Annotated in this window: 8 protein-coding genes and 1 pseudogene; 7 read left to right on the top strand and 2 right to left on the bottom strand. The window is 70.0% G+C overall.

Annotated elements, in window-relative coordinates; genetic code table 11:
- Positions 1-45: 45 nt before the first annotated feature.
- Entirely contained in the window at positions 46-1,221 is a 1,176-nt protein-coding gene (locus AC0685_RS42130; protein WP_478230634.1) for an MFS transporter, read from the top strand.
- On the opposite strand, the gene AC0685_RS42125 is transcribed toward AC0685_RS42130, so the two are convergent.
- Positions 1,199-2,188 carry a YeiH family protein gene (locus tag AC0685_RS42125; RefSeq protein ID WP_478230633.1) on the bottom strand — a complete coding sequence of 330 codons (990 nt, stop codon included), beginning with the start codon at positions 2,186-2,188 and terminating at the stop codon, positions 1,199-1,201. The genes AC0685_RS42130 and AC0685_RS42125 overlap by 23 nt on opposite strands.
- 71 nt (positions 2,189-2,259) lie before the next feature.
- On the opposite strand from AC0685_RS42125, the gene AC0685_RS42120 reads away from it, so the two are divergent.
- From AC0685_RS42120 to AC0685_RS42095, 6 genes and pseudogenes are all read left to right on the top strand, one after another.
- Entirely contained in the window at positions 2,260-3,165 is a 906-nt protein-coding gene (locus AC0685_RS42120; protein ID WP_340682950.1) for a LysR family transcriptional regulator, read from the top strand.
- A gap of 583 nt (positions 3,166-3,748) precedes the next feature.
- Positions 3,749-5,374, top strand: coding sequence for an SDR family oxidoreductase (locus AC0685_RS42115; protein ID WP_478230632.1), 1,626 nt, complete (start codon positions 3,749-3,751; stop codon positions 5,372-5,374).
- A gap of 47 nt (positions 5,375-5,421) precedes the next feature.
- Positions 5,422-7,503: pseudogene (locus AC0685_RS42110) on the top strand (acyltransferase domain-containing protein); the annotation flags it as partial.
- A gap of 101 nt (positions 7,504-7,604) precedes the next feature.
- The gene (locus tag AC0685_RS42105; RefSeq protein WP_478230631.1) at positions 7,605-8,750 is read left to right on the top strand and encodes a glycosyltransferase; all 1,146 of its coding nucleotides are present in this window, start codon (positions 7,605-7,607) and stop codon (positions 8,748-8,750) included.
- A gap of 153 nt (positions 8,751-8,903) precedes the next feature.
- The gene (gene ctaD, locus AC0685_RS42100; protein WP_478230648.1) at positions 8,904-10,670 is read left to right on the top strand and encodes an aa3-type cytochrome oxidase subunit I; all 1,767 of its coding nucleotides are present in this window, start codon (positions 8,904-8,906) and stop codon (positions 10,668-10,670) included.
- A 10-nt stretch (positions 10,671-10,680) separates the two neighbouring features.
- Positions 10,681-11,226 carry a bifunctional nuclease family protein gene (locus AC0685_RS42095; RefSeq protein WP_478230630.1) on the top strand — a complete coding sequence of 182 codons (546 nt, stop codon included), beginning with the start codon at positions 10,681-10,683 and terminating at the stop codon, positions 11,224-11,226.
- 60 nt (positions 11,227-11,286) lie between these two features.
- Here AC0685_RS42095 and AC0685_RS42090 read toward each other — a convergent pair whose 3' ends face one another.
- On the bottom strand, positions 11,287-16,776 hold the full coding sequence (locus tag AC0685_RS42090) for an ATP-binding protein (RefSeq protein ID WP_478230629.1): 5,490 nt from the start codon (positions 16,774-16,776) through the stop codon (positions 11,287-11,289).
- Positions 16,777-17,717: the final 941 nt, after the last annotated feature.

Genomic DNA, 17,717 nt, shown 5'->3' with positions numbered 1-17,717 from the left:
GAATCCGCCAGACCGCGGTGCCCGCGTGGTGATGGGCTGAAGCACATGACCGCTTCGACCCTCGACACCTCCGCGCGGACCCCGCTGAAGGGATGGCTCGCCGTCCTCGCGGTGACGCTCGGGATCTTTTCCCTCGTCACCACGGAGATCCTGCCGATCGGCCTCCTGACCCCGATCGGCGAGGACTTCCGGATCACCCCGGGGACGGCGGGCCTGACCATGACCCTGCCCGGTTTCCTCGCCGCGCTCGCGGCCCCGGCCGTCACCGTCGCCGCCGGACGGCTCGACCGCCGGATCCTGCTGTGCGCGCTGATGGTGGTCCTGGCCTTGGCCGACGTCCTCGCGGCGACCGCGCAGGCCTACTGGGCGATGCTGCTGTCGCGAGTCCTGGTCGGGCTGGTGATCGGCGCCTTCTGGGCGATCGGTTCCGGTCTCGCCGCACGGCTCGTCGGCCCGGGGCGCGCGGGCAGGGCGACCGCGGTGATCTTCTCCGCCGTCCCGCTCGGCTCGGTTCTCGGCGTTCCGGCGGGAACGTTCCTCGGCGAACTTTTCGGCTGGCGAGCGGCTTTCGCGGTGATGGCGGTCTTCACGATCGGCGTCCTCGCCGCGCTGGCGCTGGCGTTGCCTCCACTGCCGTCGGCGGACGCGACCCGGCTCGGCGACCTGCGGGGGATGACCCGCGAGCGCGCGACCCGGCTCGGCCTGCTCGTCACGGTGCTGACCGTGCTCGCCCACTTCGGGACCTACACCTACGTCACGCCGCTCCTGCGCCAGGTGACGCACGTGAGCCCGGAGCTGCTCACCGTCTTCCTCTTCGTCTACGGCACCGCCGGGATCGTCGGCAATTTCGTGGCCGGCGCGGCGATCGCCCGCGATCTCCGGCTGACCTTCCTCGCCGCGGCGGGCTCGATAGGCGTCGTGACCTGCGCGTTGCCGTTCATCGGCGACACGAAAGCGGGCGCGCTCGCGCTGCTGGTGCTCTGGGGTTTCGCCTACGGTGCCGTCCCGGTCTGCTCGGGAACGTGGTTCGGGAGGGCGGCGCCGCACACGCCCGAAGCGGCGTCGGTGCTGTTCACCTCGTCGTTCCAAGCGACCCTTTCGGCGGGCGCGCTGCTCGGCGGGCTGGTCGTCGACGCGGTCTCCGTCCCGGCCGTGATGGTCACCGGAGGCGTGGTCGCGCTGCTCGCGGCCGCCGTCCTCAGCCGAGCACGGTCAGTGTGACCAGCGCGGTGGTCCCGACCAGCAGGGTCGAGAGCAGGCCGAGCAGCAGGGCGCGGCCCCCGGTGCGGACGAGTTTGCCGATCCGCACCGCGCAGCCCAGCCCGAACAGCGCCCCGGCCAGTAGCAGGGTGCAGGCGACCTTGGCGACGTCGAGCACGACACCCGGCATGATCCCGGTGCTGCGCAGGGCGGCCATGGCCAGGAAGCCGAGAACGAACAGCGGGACCAGCGGCGGCCGCTTGCCGTCGACGGGCCGGTGCCGCTCGTGCACGCCGACCGCGGCGACCATCGGGGCCAGCAGGACCACCCGGCTGAGCTTGATCACGATGGCGACCGCGATGGCGGCGCTCCCGGCGGGAGTGGCCGCGGCGACGACCTGCGCGACCTCGTGCACGCTGAGGCCCGCCCACTCGCCGATCCGGGCCGCGTCGAGCCGCAGCCAGCCACCGATCAGCGGGACCGCGGCGATGGCGAGCCCGCCGTAGAAGGTGACCAGGGCGACCGCGGTCGCGACGTCGGAGTCCTCGCGTTTCACGACGCCTTCCATGGCGGCGATGGCGGACGCGCCGCAGATCGAGAACCCGGTCGCGACCAGGATCCCCAGGCCGCGGGGCACGCCGAGGAGCCTGCCGAGACCGATCGTGCCGAGAAACGTGATCCCGACGGTGAGCGCGACGGCGACCAGGGTCCCGGGGCCCAGCGCCAGGACGGCCGGGAGCGAGAGTTGCAGACCGAGCAGCACGACACCGGCGCGGAGCAGCTTCTTGGTGATCCCGGCGATGGCTTTCCGGGTCCCGTCGGACAGCGAAGGCAGCGATCCGGTGACGATGCCGAGCACGACGGCGATGGTGAGCGCGCTGATGACCGGGAAAGCGGTGCCGACCAGGTACGCGGCGGCCACTCCGGCGCCGGTGATCGCGAACGCGGTCAGGTAGGGCTTCGTCGGTCTCGCGTGCGTGGTGCTCATGGTTCGAGCCTCGCCCGGACGGGCCGACCTCGGTAGCCGGGAATACCAGGGGTAGGTCATACACTTGGGCTATGACCACACCCGATCTGGACTCCCTGCGCCTGTTGGTGCTCGTGGACGAGCTCGGCAGTATCGGACAGGCCGCGGCCAGCCTCGGGATCGCACAGCCGTCGGCCAGCAAACGACTGTCCACAGTCGAGCGGAGGCTGGGGCTGGTGCTGGTCGACCGCACGCGGCGTGGTTCCGCGCTCACCCCCGACGGCCGGGTGATCGCGGGCTGGGCGCACCGCGTGCTGTCCGAACTCGACGGCCTGCTCGACGGCGCCGAAGCACTGCGCACCCAGCACGAGGCGCATCTGCGGGTCGCCGCGAGCATGACACTGGCCGAGTACCTGGTGCCCGGCTGGATCGGCGAACTCAAACGCGGCGACCCCGGGCTGTACCTCGGGCTGGAGGTCACCAACTCGGACCAGGCCGCCGAAATGGCCAGGGAAGGCAAGGTCGATCTCGGGTTCGTCGAGTCGCCCGGTTCGCTGCCCGGCCTTTCGTCCCGGCGGGTGGCCACCGACCGGCTGGTCCTCGTCGTACCCGCGAGCCATCCGTGGGCGCGCAAACGCCGTCCGCTCACGGCGGCCGAACTGGCGATCACGCCGCTCGTGGTCCGCGAACCGGGGTCCGGGACCAGGGAGACCGTGGACGCGGCATTGCGCAAGGCCGGGGTCGGACCGGCGAAACCGTTGCTGGAACTGGGTTCCGCCTCCGCCGTCCGCAACGCCGTGATCGCGGGCGCCGGACCGGCGGTGATCAGCGAACTCGCCATCACCCGGGACGTCGCCGACCGCAGGCTCGTCCCGGTCGCGGTGGACGGCGTCGACTTCGGCCGGGAACTGCGCGCGGTGTGGCCGGCCGGACGGCGGCTCGCCGGTCCGGCCGCGGAACTGCTGAGCATCGCGGTCCGGAACGCGAACACCCGCTGAGTCCTTTCATGTTTCTTCATGAACGCGCGCGATACCGAATCCGTCATCGGCGTGCTACCGACGATAGGGGGAATCACCGTCGATTTCCGGAAATAGGTGCGGACCACTATTCCCAGTGGTCCGATGAAAGCGGAATGGTGGACTCCGGGTAACAGGCCGGATGGCGTATCGGCTGTTGGGTCACCCGGCCGTTGACCGTTCTTCCTTGCCACTGCGGGAAAAGCAAGCCGCTCAGCGGTCTGCGATGTATTCGGAACGCTAAATTTCCGCGAAGGTCTTCGCGTTTCGCGGGTCGGCGTTCCGCCATCCGGTTCCTGTGACCGGAAACCCTACCGTCGAGTATTGACGGGAAGCCTCGCCTGCGTTTAAGTACGCCCGGTAACCAAGTCGCTCTTCCGTGTGCCGGAGGCTTCCCGTGGGTAGGTCGATTCTTGGCGCCCGGCTCGTCGGCGCCGTGCTCGATCGCCGTCCACATCGGACGGTCGTGTTCGAAGGCGGGCTGGACCGTCGACGGGCACCTCGTCCGCACCGCCGACGGCGAGATCCCCTGCACCCCGCACAACGAATCTCCACGGAGGCGATCGTGACTTCCCGGCCCGGCACCGACGGCGGCGAGGCGCTGATCTCGGAGTTCCTCCGCACCGGCCGCGAGATGATCGCCGCGCAACGGGACGTCCTGCTCGGCTACCTCGGTACCGATCCCGAGGTGCTCGCCAAAGCAAGGACCGCGGCGGCGCCGGCGGACCTGATCTCCGGCGGCGGCACCGAACCGGCACTGCCCGCCGAGGAGCCGGACGCGGTCGTGGTGGCGCCGAAGCGCTACCTGATGCGGGAGTTCGACCTCGCCGACGCCGTCCCCGTCGACGAGGAGCTGGCCGGGCTGCGCTTCGCCGTCGTCGGTGAAGGCCAGGTCGCCGAGATGCTCACCGCCCGGCTCGCCGGGTACGGCGCCGAAACCGAACTGGTCCAGGGCGTACCGCGGCACGGCGCGGACGGCGTGTTCCATCTGTCACCGTCCTTCCCCGACGACTTCGCGCTGTATCAAGCGGTTCTGGCGGGCGGGCCGCGCTGGCTCATCGCGAACGGACCCGCCGACGGTGCCCGCGGCTTCTTCCGGACGGTGGCCAGGGAGTATCCGGATACGGTCGCCCGGGTGGTCGAGCAGCATCCCAAGTCCACTGTGGACGAACTGGTGGAGAGCCTGCTCGCGGAGTTGTCCGCCCGGGACTGGGAGCCGGTCGTCGTCCGCCGCGACGGCGCGCGGCGCGGTCTGCGGATGACCGAGGAAGGCCTCGGCCTGCTCGGCGGCACGGGCGCCGGTCCGGCGGGTGACGGGACGGCCGAGGCCGAGGCGCTGGGGCTGGACCGGGATTCGGTCGTCCTCCTCGTCGGCGGGGCCAAGGGCATCACCGCCCGGCTGGCCATCACGCTGGCCTCGGCGTCGCGCTGCCGCGTCGAACTGTTCGGCCGCACCGCCGTGCCCATCGACGGCGAGGAACCGGTGATCGCCACGGCCACGACGACGGAAGAACTGCGTGCGGCCCTGATCGGCGACGGGCTGACCGAACCGGCCGAAATCGAACGGACCATCCGGCTCATCGAGGACGAACGCGAGGTTCGCGGGACGCTGCGGCGGATCGGCGACCTCGGCAGCCCGGTGCGCTACCGCTCGGTCGACATGCTGGACGCGGAAGCCGTGCACCGCGCGGTCAAGGAGATCCACGCCGAACACGGACGGCTCGACGGCATCGTCTACGCGGCGGGCGTCATCGAGGACAGGCTGATCGCCGAGAAGGACCCAGCGTCGTTCGATCGTGTCTTCGCCACCAAGGTCGAAGGGGCGAGCACCTTGCTCGCGGCGGCGGGGGAACTGCCCGAAGCGCCGAAATTCGCCGCCCTGTTCGGCAGTATCGCCGCGACACGGGGGAATCGAGGCCAGTCCGACTACGCGGCCGCGAACGACGCGCTGGAGGCGCTGGGCCGCCGTTGGGCCACCGTGTACGGACGGCGAGGGCTGACCGTCCACTGGGGACCGTGGGCGCCCACCGGGGTCGGCAACGGGATGGTCACCCCGGAACTGATGCGGGACTACGCCCGGCGCGGGATCGAACTGATCGACCCCGAGAAAGGCACGCTGAGCCTGCTACGCGAACTGGCGTGGGGTGACGAGGGCCTCACTGCCGTCACCTACACCGCGTCGGGGTGGTGACCGGTGGCCGCTACGCCCCCGATCGCGATCGTCGGGATGTCGGTGCTGTGAACGCCTTCGGCTTCGGCGGGATCAACGCCCACGTCGTCCTGGGACAGGCCGCGTCGCGGGCGGGCGTCGAGGTCTCCGAGCCCGAACGCGTCCTGCGGCTCTCCGCGCCGACCGTCGCGGAAATGGGCTGTCTTCTCGACCGCGACGACGTCCTGAGCGGTGGCGACACCGGTCGCGGCCGGGTGCGGCTCGGGCTCGTCGACCCGACGCCCAAACGGCTGAACCTGGCCAGGAAAGTGGTCGCGAAGGGGAGACCCTGGCGGGCCCGTAACGACCTCTGGTTCGTTCCGGAACCGCTGCTCGGCGCGGGCGAGGGCAAACTCGCGTTCGTCTTCCCCGGGCTGGAGGACGAATTCGAGCCACACGCCGTGTTCCAGCTGGGCAGGCTGCTCGACAAGGCGTTACGCGGACTGCGCGTGACCCCGGACGCGCTGGCCGGGCACAGCCTGGGGGAGTGGACCGCCATGGCCGTGGCCGGGATCCATTCCGACACTGACGCCGACTCGTTCATGGAGGACTTCGATCCCGACGCGCTCAAGGTTCCGGGGCTGGCCTCCGCGGTGATCGGCGCGGCGGCGTCGTCGGTTACCGAAGTCCTCAAAGGACACTCCGACGTGGTCCTTTCCCACGACAACGCGCCGAACCAGTCGATGATCTGCGGGCAGGCGGAGGCCGTCGAGGGTTTCGTGCGCGGATTCCGCGCCGACGGCGTGATCTCCCAGGTGCTGCCGTTCCGGTCCGGCTTCCACACTCCGATGCTCGCACCGTATCTCGGCCCGATCGGCGAGGCCGCCGAGCGCCATACGCTGCACCCGGCGAAACTGCCCGTCTGGTCGGCCACGACCGGACGGCACTATCCGTCGTCGGACGCGGAGATGCGGGCACTGTTCGTGCGGCATCTGCTGGAGCCGGTGCGGTTCCGCGCCCTCGTCGAGAACATGTACGCGGCGGGATTCCGGGCGTTCGTGCAGACGGGCGCGGGACAGCTCGGCTCGCTGATCGGGAACACCTTGCACGACCGCGAACACCTCGTCGTCGCCGCGCATTCCGGGCACCGGCGCGGCCTCCCGCAGCTGCTGCGGGTCGTCACGGCGTTGTGGGCCGACGGTGCCGATCCGGCGTTCGAATTCCTGCCCGGCCAAGGCGGCGTGAAAAACGGCCGGACGATCCGGCTCGACCTCGGCGGCGCGCTGGTGTCGCTCGACGAGAGCGCCTGCCGCGGCTTCCGCACCGTCGCGGCGACGAAGTCCATTTTGGAGCGAATCGGGGAACGAAACCCGCCGGCAGCCGAATTCTCCGTGTCGCCGGCTGACACCGCCTGCCTGGCGGCCGAAGTGTCCGCCGCCAGGCAGGCGCCTCGGGCGCGGCGCGATCGCCGCTTCGACAGCGATCCCGTGATCCGGGCGGTGGACCGGCGGCCAGAGCGCGCCACGCTGTCCGAAGAACGGCCCGGCGGCTGGGCGCTGGTCCGCGAGCAATGGCCGGATCCGGTGGCCCGCGACCTGATCATGCGGAACGTGCTGGCCGGTGCGGAAAGACAGGCGTACGCCGATCAGCCGCCGCGCCGGAAGCGGGCCTGGCTGCTCGGCCGCATCGCGGCGAAGGACGCCCTCCGCCGTCTCTTGTGGACAAACGGTGAAGGCGACATCTTCCCGGCAGAGATCCGGATCGGGAACGACTCCTCGGGCGCGCCGACCGTTTCGGGCGCCTACGGAAGGACACTGCCGGAGCTCACCGTCTCGATCGCCCACCGGGACGCGCTCGGCGTCGCCATCGCCCGCCGAGGACCGTGCGGTATCGACGTCGAGGCTGTCGAAGACCGCACGGACGCCGACCTCAACGAGGCGGAACGAGCGCTGCTCGGTGCGCCGGAAGCCTTGTGGTCCACCAGATTCCGGGCCGCGAAGCAAGCCGTCGCGAAACGGCTCCGCACCGGCCCGCGCGCTTTCACCGTCGTCGGCGCGGACGACGGTCGGCTCACCGTCGCGGTGAGCGGTACCCGGTATCCGGTGTGGCACACCACGATCACCACACCGGCGAAGGATTACGTCGTGGCTTGGACGGAGAACGAAGAATGACCACTGAAACCGTGGCGGCCGGGCTCGCCGAGGCGAAGAACCGGCTCGGGAATGACGAGGTGATCGGCTGGATCGCCGAGAACCACGGCGCGGCGGCCTGAGTGGGCAGAGTCCTCTTCGTCACGCCGCCGCTGACAGGGCACGTGAACCCCGTGGTCGGGGTCGCGGCCGCCCTGACCGCGCGCGGGCACCAGGTCGCCTGGGCGGGGCGGCCGGAGATCATCCGGAGACTCGCCGGCGACGGCGCCGACGTGTTCCCGTGCGCGGTCCCGCGCCGCCTGCCCGAGCGCGACGCGAGTCTCAAGGGACCGGCGGCGTTCCGGTCCCTGTGGGAGCAGTTCCTGATCCCGCTGGCCGAGGCGATGGCACCCGGCGTCCGCGCCGCGATCGGCCGGTTCCGCCCGCAGGTCGTGGTCGCCGACCAGCAGGCCATCGCGGGCGGCCTCGTCGCCGACGGGCTCGGCCTGCCGTGGATCACCTCCGCGACGACGTCCGCGGAGCTCGTCGACCGGCTGGCCGGGACGCCGAAGGTGGCGGCCTGGCTCGATGAACTCCTCGACGGTCTGCGCACGCGGATCGACGGCGGCCCCGCCGACCCGAGGATGTCCCCGCACGGTGTGCTCGCCTTCACCACCCGCGAACTGCTCGGCCCGGCCACGGTGCCGCACCAGGTCCGGCTGGTCGGGCCGTCCATCGGCGGCCGCGCGCCCACCTGCGACCTCCCCTGGGACCGGCTCGACCCGGCGGTGCCGACCGTGTTCGTCACCCTCGGGACCACGAACGCCGACGCCGCGGGCGACTTCCTCCGCGCGGCGGCACGGGGGCTCTCTCGGATCGACGGGATCCGGACCGTCATCGCCGACCCCGGCCGAGCTGTGGGGCCGATGGGGGACACGGTGCTCGTGGTGCCCCACGTGCCTCAGATGGCAGTTCTGGCCCGCGTGGACGCCGTCGTCTGCCACGGCGGGTACAACACCGTCTGCGGAAGCCTGTGGCACGGGGTGCCGCTCGTGGTCGCGCCGATCCGGGACGACCAGCCGATCGTCGCCGGACAGGTCGTCGACGCGGGCGCCGGTGTCCGGCTGCGGTTCGGCCACGCGAAACCGGACCGGATCGCGGCCGCGGTGACCAGGGTGCTGGACGATCCGGGGTACCGGTCGGCCGCCGAAAAGGTGGGTGCCTCGTTCCGTGCGGCGGGCGGGGCCGCCGCGGCGGCGGACCATCTGGAGGCTCTGCTCAGCGGCTGATGGGGACTTTCCCCGTGTCGCGCGCGGTGAAGGGCGTTCACCTCATCAGACGCGGGCATGGTCCCCCTTCAGCCTCTTGAAAAGCACGCGTGTAGGGACTCTCCTGGAGGGGTACCAGCCTTCAGAAGGTGCGTCCTCGTGCTGGGAGTCGTCATGACCGCGGTGAAGACATCGCTCCGACCGCAGGCCGTCCGTTTCGGCGGGCGGCGCCGGGCCCCCAAAGGCAGCGTGTTCCTCAACGTCGTCCGCACCACCGACCACAAGATGATCGGCGTGCTCTATCTGAGCACCTCGTTCGCATTCTTCCTCATCGGCGGGTTCATGGCGCTGCTGATGCGCGGCGAACTGGGCAGGCCGGGGATGCAGTTCCTGTCGCAGGAGCAGTACAACCAGCTGTTCACCATGCACGGCCTGATCATGCTGCTGCTGTACGCGACACCGAACCTCTTCGCGTTCGCCAACTACATCCTGCCGCTGCAGATCGGGTCGCCGGACGTCGCCTTCCCGAGGCTGAACGCGTTCTCCTACTGGCTGTATCTCTTCGGCGGGCTGATGACGCTCAGCGCGTTCCTCACGCCGAGCGGGGCGCCCGACTTCGGGTGGACGATGTACACGCCGCTGTCCAACGCCGCGCACACCCCGGGCGTCGGCGCCGATCTGGTGATCATGGGCCTGATCGTCTCCGGGCTCGGGACGATCCTCGGCGCGGTCAACATGGTCACCACGATCCTCTGCCTGCGCGCGCCCGGGATGACGATGTGGCGGTTGCCGTTGTTCACCTGGAACATCCTGTTCACCGCGATCCTGATCCTGGCGGTCTTCCCGATCCTCACCGCCGCCCTGTTCGGGCTGGAGGCCGACCGGCGGCTCGGCGCGCACGTCTTCGATCCGGCCAACGGCGGGGCGATCCTGTTCCAGCACCTGTTCTGGTTCTTCGGCCATCCCGAGGTGTACATCGTCGCGTTGCCGTATTTCGGCATCATCACCGAGATCGTTCCGGTGTTCAGCCGGAAACCGCTCTTCGGCTACAAGCTCATGGTGTTCGCGACGATCGCGATCACCGCGCTGTCTTTCGCGGTGTGGGCGCACCACATGTTCGCCACCGGCGCGGTGCTGCTGCCGTTCTTCTCCATCATGACCTTCCTCATCGCGGTGCCGACCGGGATCAAGTTCTTCAACTGGATCGGCACCATGTGGAAGGGGCAGCTCACCTTCGAATCACCGATGCTGTGGTCGATCGGGTTCATGGTGACGTTCCTGCTCGGCGGGCTGACCGGGATCATCCTGGCCGCGCCACCGCTGGACTTCCACATCCACGACACCTATTTCGTGGTCGCGCACTTCCACTACGTGCTGTTCGGCACCATCGTGTTCGCCACGTTCGCCGGGATCTACTTCTGGTTCCCCAAGATGACCGGGCGGATGCTCGACGAGCGGCTCGCGAAGCTCCATTTCTGGACCACGTTCATCGGCTTCCACGCGACGTTCCTCGTCCAACACTGGCTCGGCAACGAAGGAATGCCGCGCCGCTACGCCGACTACCTGAGCACCGACGGTTTCACGGTGCTGCACACCATTTCCACGATCGGCGCCTTCCTGCTCGGTGCTTCGGTGCTGCCGTTCCTGTGGAACATCGTCCGCAGTTACCGGTTCGGGGAGGTCGTCGAAGTGGACGATCCGTGGGGCCACGGGAATTCCCTGGAATGGGCGACGACCTGTCCGCCGCCCCGGCACAACTTCTTCGACCTCCCGAGGATCCGGTCCGAACGCCCGGCGTTCGAACTCCACTACCCCCACATGATCCCCAGGCTGCGCGCCGAGGGGCATACGACCCCGTTCCAGCGTCGCGACCAGGCCACCCCTTCGGAAGTGGTGGCGGACAAGGCACTGAAGGACGACACCGCCCGACCGAGGGAATGAGGTACCGCGCATGATCCCCATGGATGTCGAAGGGATGGCAGTCCTGGCTCCGGAAGCGGCACCGGTGATGTTGCTGCGGGAGCGGGAGGGCGAACGCCGCTGGCTGGCGATCACGATCGGCGGGCCCGAGGCGAGCGCGGTGGCGCTCGCGCAGGAGCGGATCCGGCTGCCGCGGCCGGGCACGATCGAACTGATCGGCCAGGTGGTCGAGTCGTTCGGGCACCGGGTCACCGGGGTCCAGGTCACCGCGCTGCGGGACGGCATCTTCTTCGCCGACCTGGTGCTCGATTCCGGTATCCGCGTTTCGGCGCGGCCGAGTGACGCGGTCGCGATCGGGTTACGCGCCGGGGTCGGGATCGAGGTGGCCGACGCGGTGCTGGAGGTCGCTTCCGTGCGGGTCGAGATCGTCGGAAGCGACCCGGACGCGGAACTGCCCGAGGTGCCGTCGGATCCGGTCGCGCAGGAACGGGCGGTCGAGGAGTTCCGGGAGGCGCTGGACAAGATCGCGCCGGAGGACTTCGGGGACCTGCCGCCTGATCCGCCCTCCCGCCCGTGAGATGAAGGGGCCTTTCATAGCAAATTTTGCTATGAAAGGCCCCTTCATTGCGGTTGAGTGCTACTGCTTAGCCAGGCCCTGTTCGATCGCCTCGATGATGCGCGGCCGCATCTCGGCGGCGCTGATGATCGCGTCCACCGAACCGACCTTCACCGCACGCTCGATGCTGTGCACGCCGTCGAACTCGGCCGCGACCGCGCCCAGCTTCTCGGACCGCACCGACGACTGGAGTTCCGCCAGTTCCGCTGCCAGCGCCGCGCGTTCGGCACCGGTCGCCCCGCTGAGCTTCTCCGTCAGCGACCGCACCCGCGGGTCGGCCGCCGTCCGCGCGTTGACCTCACCCGCGAACACGACCGCCGCGGCGGGCGCGCCGCCGAGCACCGAGGCGAACGAGCCTTCCAGCGCCAGCACCGTCATGTTCGGGTTCAGCGCCTTCGAGAAGACCACGAACGCGCCGCCGTGGTAACGCGAGATCACGGTGAACACGATCGGCCCCTCGAAGTTGACGATCGCCCGGCCGATCTCCGCGCCGTACTCCAGCTGGAGCTTCCGCATCGACTCCGGCGAGCCGTCGAAGCCGGACAGGTTCGCCAGCACCACCAGCGGCCGGTTGCCGCTGGCCGCGTTGATCGCCCGCGCCGCCTTCTTCGACGACCGCGGGAACAGCGTGCCCGCGGTGTAGGTGTCCGGGCCGTCGGTGGGCGGGAAGCCGCGGCGCGGCACCGAACGTGACTCGATCCCGAGCAGGCAGACCGGCCGTCCGCCGAGGTGTACGTCCTGCACGGCCGCGGTCTCCGCGTCCGCCATGCCCGGCCAGCGCTCCAGTACCGGGTGGTCCTGGTCCGACAGCGCGCGCATCACGGTGCGGATGTCGAACGGCTTCTTGCGGTCGGGGTTGGCCTCCCGCGAGAAGATCTGGCCCACCGTGGTGAAGTCGCTGTCGACGGCCGCGTGCGGGAACGACGAGATGTCCCGGTCGATCGGGTCGTTCGTGACCGCCTTGCGGGGGCCGGACTCGCCCGGCGCCACGTAGGTGTGGTCGTAGTGCGACATCAGCACGTCACGCGCCGCGGCGAGGTTCGGCGCCCAGTACTGCGCCTGGCCGTTCGGGCCCATCACGCGGTCGTAGCCGCCGATGCCGAAGTTGTCCTCCGCCGAGACGCCACCGGAGAAGTCGAGCGACTGCTTGCCGGTCAGCACCATCGCGGAATCCGGCGTCATCACCAGGATTCCCTTGGTGTGCATGAGCATCGTCGCTTCGGCGTTCCAGTACGGCTGGGCGCCGACGTTGATCCCGGCGACGACGATGTTGATCTCGCCGCCGTTCTGGGTGAAGTGCACGATCCGCTTCAGTGCGGCCGCGACCCAGTCCATGTTCTCGGTACCGGACTCCATCGAGATCCGGGCACCGGCCGACAGCGCGTACCACTCCAGCGGGACCTGGAGCCGTTCGGCGAGGTCCAGCGCCGCGATCACCCGCGAGCACTCCGGCTCCGACAGCGCGCCGAGCGCCTTCGTCGGGTCACCGAGCAGCACGACGCGCTTGACGCCGTCGGGGTGACGTTCGGTCGGCGTGGTGACCACACCGGCGACGATCGCCGCCTTGTTGCGGCCCTTCTTCCGGTCGACCGGGACGAGGGTGTTCGTGTCGTCCATGTCGTACTCGGTGAACGAACCGAGCATCTCGGTCAGCTCGTACGGGTACACCGTGTCGCGGCGACGGGCGCGCAGGACGTTCTGGCGGTAGTCGTCGAGCGGCAGGATCGGCTGGGTGGTGGGCTCGGACAGCGACATCTGCACGCCGCCGCTGACGTCGTAGCCGATCCGCACGGCGACCTCTTTGACCTCGCCGGTCGCGCGGTCGCGCTGCCTGCCGAGGAACTGGACCTCTTCGAGACCCGCGCCCGCCGTCGACGGCTGCACACGCTGCGCGACGGTGTCCAGCTCCTCACCGGTGAGCTCGCTGGTCGGCCACACGTACAGCATGATCCGGTTGGTGTCGAAGCGTTTCTTCGGCGGAAGCTTCGCCTGCACCTCGCGGATCGCGTCGAGGCAGCCCGCCAGCGTGCCCTCGACCGCGGGCAGCGCCAGCAGCTTGCCGTCGTTGTCCCGCAACGGGGTCAGGTCACGGACCTGGGCGAGCGCGACCAGCCGCTGATCCGCCGGGTTCATCGGCGAGACGCACTTGAACAGGTAGACGTCCTCGTCGCCCGAGGGCAACCGCGTGAGGTCGAAGTTCGCCAGCCGCTGCAACTGCATCCGCTGGGCGATCAGCGGATGCAGACCGCGGATCAGCCGCTCCTCGCTGAACCCGGTCGACGACGGGCGGAAGGTGAAGTGGTGGTGCATCACCGCGCCGCCGTGCCCGGCGACCGTCGTGGTGATCCGCCGGATCCGGCTCGGCAGCGACTCGGCCGTGAGGACCTCGCGCAGCCCGGCCGCCATCGTGTCGTCGTCGGCGGACTCGTCGTCCCAGGTCAGGTAGAGGTCCGCCTCGACGTCGGTGTCGGCGGGCAGCTGCGCGGCGAGGTCGGCGACCGCCTTGACCGCGCCGGGCAGACCGGCGCGGTCGACGGCGGTGGTGACCATGTGGAACCGCTCGTTCGCGTCGGCGTAGTCACCGGTGACGAAGGTGCAGCCGCCGACGGTCACCTGCTGGACACCGGTGAGCGCGCGGTTGCCGTAGTAGCGACGGCTCAGGACTTCCAGCAGCGGGCCGTGATCGGTGCCGGGGCGGCCGATCCGCTGCCCGAGCAGGCGGACCAGCGGCTGCGCGCTGGCCAGCATGCTCGCGATCCGCTCGGCGCGGTCCGGCGAATCCGGGTGCAGGTCGAGGTGCCGCAGGTGTTTGCGGACCTCGCTGTACGCCTCGGCGCGAGTGCGGCGGAGCAGCGGCTGGGCGAACCAACGGAACACCACGCTGCGCGCCAGGTCGCCGACCACCGGGAAACGGAGCTGGGTGGCGGCGATGAGCGCCTCCAGCGCCTTGCCCGCCGGCTCCCGCATCGACTCGAACGGCTGCGGTTCGGTGAGCCACTGCCGCAGCAGCGCGGTGACGACCGCGACGTCGGACGAGGTCCGCTGCTGGGCGAGGAAGATGCGGAAGACCGCCTCTTCCAGCTCCGGCGTGCGCTCCAGGTCCTTGATGCCGTAGTGCGCGAGCACCTTCTTCAGCTTGTTCTGGAACGACTCCGAGAGCCCGGCGCGTTCGACGTCGAGGCTCTGCAGATAGGTGTGGAAGAACTCGCGGGAGCTGTGCACCCGGGTGTCCGTCTTGGCGTCCTCACGGGCCGGCTTGTTGCGCATCAGCTCGGAAAGATCGGCGAACACCGTCAGCAGCTCGACCTCGCCCTCCAGCGGGCGGTCGCCGTTGCCGTCCAGTTCGGCACGGGCGGCGAGGTACGTGCTGAGCGTGCGGCGCTCGTCGTGCGGGTCGACGTCGAAGCCGAGCAGGAGACTGCGCAGATCCTGCTGTCCCCGCGAGATCCGCTGCGCCGCCGACGTTCCGTCCGGTTCGGCGGGCAGCTCGATCTCGACACTGCCCGCGTCCTCGGCGACCTCCGCGCCTTCCTCCGCCAGCGGCTCGAGCCGCAGCAGGGGAGCGCCGGTCTCGACCTGGCTGCCGACCGAGACGACACACTCACGCAGCTTCGCGCGGAAGGGCGCGCGAAGCACCGTCTCCATCTTCATGCTTTCCAGCACCAGCACGGGCGCGCCGGCCTCGACCTCCGCGCCGACCTCCAGCGGTGTCGCGACGACGAGCGCGGGCGCGGGCGAGCGGACGACGCCGCCCTCGTCCCGGCTGACGCGGTGGGTGACGCCGTCTACCTCGACCAGGTGGATCGGCCCGTGCGTGCCGGTGACCAGGCGGAACCGGGTGCCGTTGACGGTGATCTGGCCGGTGTGCTCGTCGAACCGGTCGACCTCGACGTCGGCGGGGTGGATGTCGCCGCCGCCCGCCGAGACACCGACGCGGAACCGGCGGTGGCCGATCCGGGCGACGCTGACGCGGTACGCGGCGCCGCGCAGTTTGAGGTCGAGCGGACGGCCGCTCTCGTGCTGGACCTGCGGGCGGCCACCGTGCGCGGTGGAGAGAAGCCGTTGGCGCTCAACGGCTTCCTCGTCCTCGTATGCCTCGATCGCGGCGGCCGCGAGCGCGATCGCCGAGTGGCGGTGGGTGACGAGCTTGCCTTCGCCGCGGACGCGGTCGATCCAGCCGGTGTCGGCGCTGCCGTCGATCACCTCGGGCTGGTCGAGCAGGTCGAGGACGAAGCTCTTGTTGGTCGCGCCGCCCTCGATGATGACCGTGGTCTGGGCCATCGCGCGGCGCAGACGGCCGAGCGCCTCGTCACGGTCGCGGCCGTAGGCGATGATCTTCGCGATCATCGAGTCGAAGTCGGCCGGGATCGTGTCGCCTTCGCTGACCCCGGTGTCGACGCGGATACCGGGGCCGGCGGGCAGGTCCAGGCGCGCGATGCGGCCGGGCGACGGTGCGAAGTCGCGGTCCGGGTCCTCGGCGTTGAGCCGCGCCTCGACGGCGTGACCGAACTCGGCGGGCTGGACGCCTTCGAGCTTGCCGCCGGAAGCGACGTGCAGCTGGGCCTTCACCAGGTCCATGCCGGTGGTCAGCTCGGTGATCGGGTGCTCGACCTGCAGGCGGGTGTTGACCTCGAGGAAGGCGAACAGCTTGTCGCCGGGGTGGTAAAGGAACTCGACCGTTCCGGCGCCGCGGTAGCCGACCGCGAGCGCGAGCCGCTCGGCGGACCGCTTGAGCTCGTCGGCCTGCTCGGGGGCCAGCACCGGGGAGGCGGACTCCTCGATGATCTTCTGGTTGCGGCGCTGCACCGAACAGTCGCGGACGCCGAGCGCCCACGCGGTGCCCTGGCCGTCGGCGATGACCTGGACCTCGACGTGCCGGGCGCCGGTGACCAGGCGCTCCAGGAAGACGACGCCGCTGCCGAAGGCTCGCTCGGCCTCCAGGCTGGTGCGCTCGTAGGCGTCCTTGAGCTCGTCGGCGGAGGTGATGACGCGGATACCGCGGCCGCCGCCGCCCGCGGTCGCCTTGAGCATCAGCGGGTAGCCGATCTCGTCGGCGGCCTTGATGGCGGCGTCGAGATCCGCGACGGCGCCGCGGCTCCACGGAGCGACCGGGACGCCGACCTCTTCGGCGATCAGCTTCGCGCCGATCTTGTCGCCGAGCTTGCGCATGGCGTCCGCGCTCGGCCCGATGAAGGTGACGCCCAGCCGCTCACACAGCTCGGCGAAGGCCGGATCCTCGGCCACGAAACCCCAGCCGACCCAGGCCGCGTCGGCCCCGGTCTCGGTCAGCGCCCGCTCCAGCACGGCGAAATCCAGATACGGACGCGCCGACGCGGGGCCGAGGTTGTAACTGATGTCGGCTTCCCGCACGAACGTCGCCGACCGGTCCGCGTCCGTGAAGAGCGCGACGGTCTCGATCCGCCGTCCGGTCTCCGCCGAAAGCTCGCGGACGGCGTGGATGAGCCGCATCGCGGCTTCTCCGCGGTTGACGATGGCGACACGACTGAACACCGACTGAGCCTCCCAAGTACGCGACACAACAGCTGACGTCCCGCCGGATCAGGCGCGGGACAGTCTCCTGTACCTGTCTAACAGCCTGCCTCTTACCGGCCGGTACGAGAATGTCGCCGGTGGCGCATGCCGAGGGCCGGGTGTTGTAGGAACCCGCCAAAAAGTGTCCTGGAACACCTAGTCGAGAGGCCTGATGACGTGACGAAGTGGACAACTGGGGGTTCGGCTTGGTAGCCGGGTTCGCGAGGTGTCATCCGGTGTTCACGCCGGTTTCATCGAGGTGGCTCGGGGCTTGTTCTGTCCGGTGTGGTGAGGGTGGCCGTTTTCGGCGACGGGTGGGGCTGGGGTGCGCGGCAGTTGGTCGCTCCGAGTCGCTCTGGGGCTGCCGGTGAGGCTGCCATAGGTGGTGATCCCTGAGTCGGGAGCACGCGCTGGACGGCTCGCCGGCGGGGGCGAGCTATGGTGCGGCCTCGATCGAGTCGTGGCCGTATTTCGGCTACGGCAGTACGGGATGGCGGCGGTTGTCTCGGCGGGCCTAAGTCCGAAGGTTCTCGGGCAAGGTGGAAAGCGGTGGTCGGGTCCGCGACACCGCGGTGCTTGGGCGGTGGTCGGTTTTCGGCGACGGCCGGGGCCGGCATCGGGGCGGCTGCAGAGGCATTGCGTCGTTGTGAGTCGCTGTCGTCTGGGGACGTCGTGGTCGGTTTTCGGCGACGCTGACAGCGGTGGTGATTCCTGAGCCGGGAGCCGTGTCGGGCCGGCTCGCCGGTGGCGGCGAGTTGTGACGGCAGCTCTCGATCTAGCCATAGCCGTTTTTCGGCGATGGCCTCAGAACGGTGGTTTCTCCGTGTGAGCTTCCCCCCGTAGCGTGGAGGACTCCACTATGCTGCTTGCTGTTCGGGGTTGGTGGCGGTGTTTTCGTAGTCGATCGGGGATATCAGTCC

The organism is Amycolatopsis sp. NPDC043889, assembly GCF_056435645.1.
Note: the sequence above shows the minus strand (reverse complement) of the source record. Positions and strands in the feature narration are given on the sequence as shown.

What these genes read in the sequence shown, in the direction of transcription:
- AC0685_RS42130 (WP_478230634.1), top strand. Translation starts at nt 46, where the DNA reads ATGACCGCTTCGACCCTCGACACCTCCGCGCGGACCCCGCTGAAGGGA.
- AC0685_RS42125 (WP_478230633.1), bottom strand. Translation starts at nt 2,188, where the DNA reads ATGAGCACCACGCACGCGAGACCGACGAAGCCCTACCTGACCGCGTTC.
- AC0685_RS42120 (WP_340682950.1), top strand. Translation starts at nt 2,260, where the DNA reads ATGACCACACCCGATCTGGACTCCCTGCGCCTGTTGGTGCTCGTGGAC.
- ctaD (WP_478230648.1), top strand. Translation starts at nt 8,904, where the DNA reads ATGACCGCGGTGAAGACATCGCTCCGACCGCAGGCCGTCCGTTTCGGC.
- AC0685_RS42095 (WP_478230630.1), top strand. Translation starts at nt 10,681, where the DNA reads ATGATCCCCATGGATGTCGAAGGGATGGCAGTCCTGGCTCCGGAAGCG.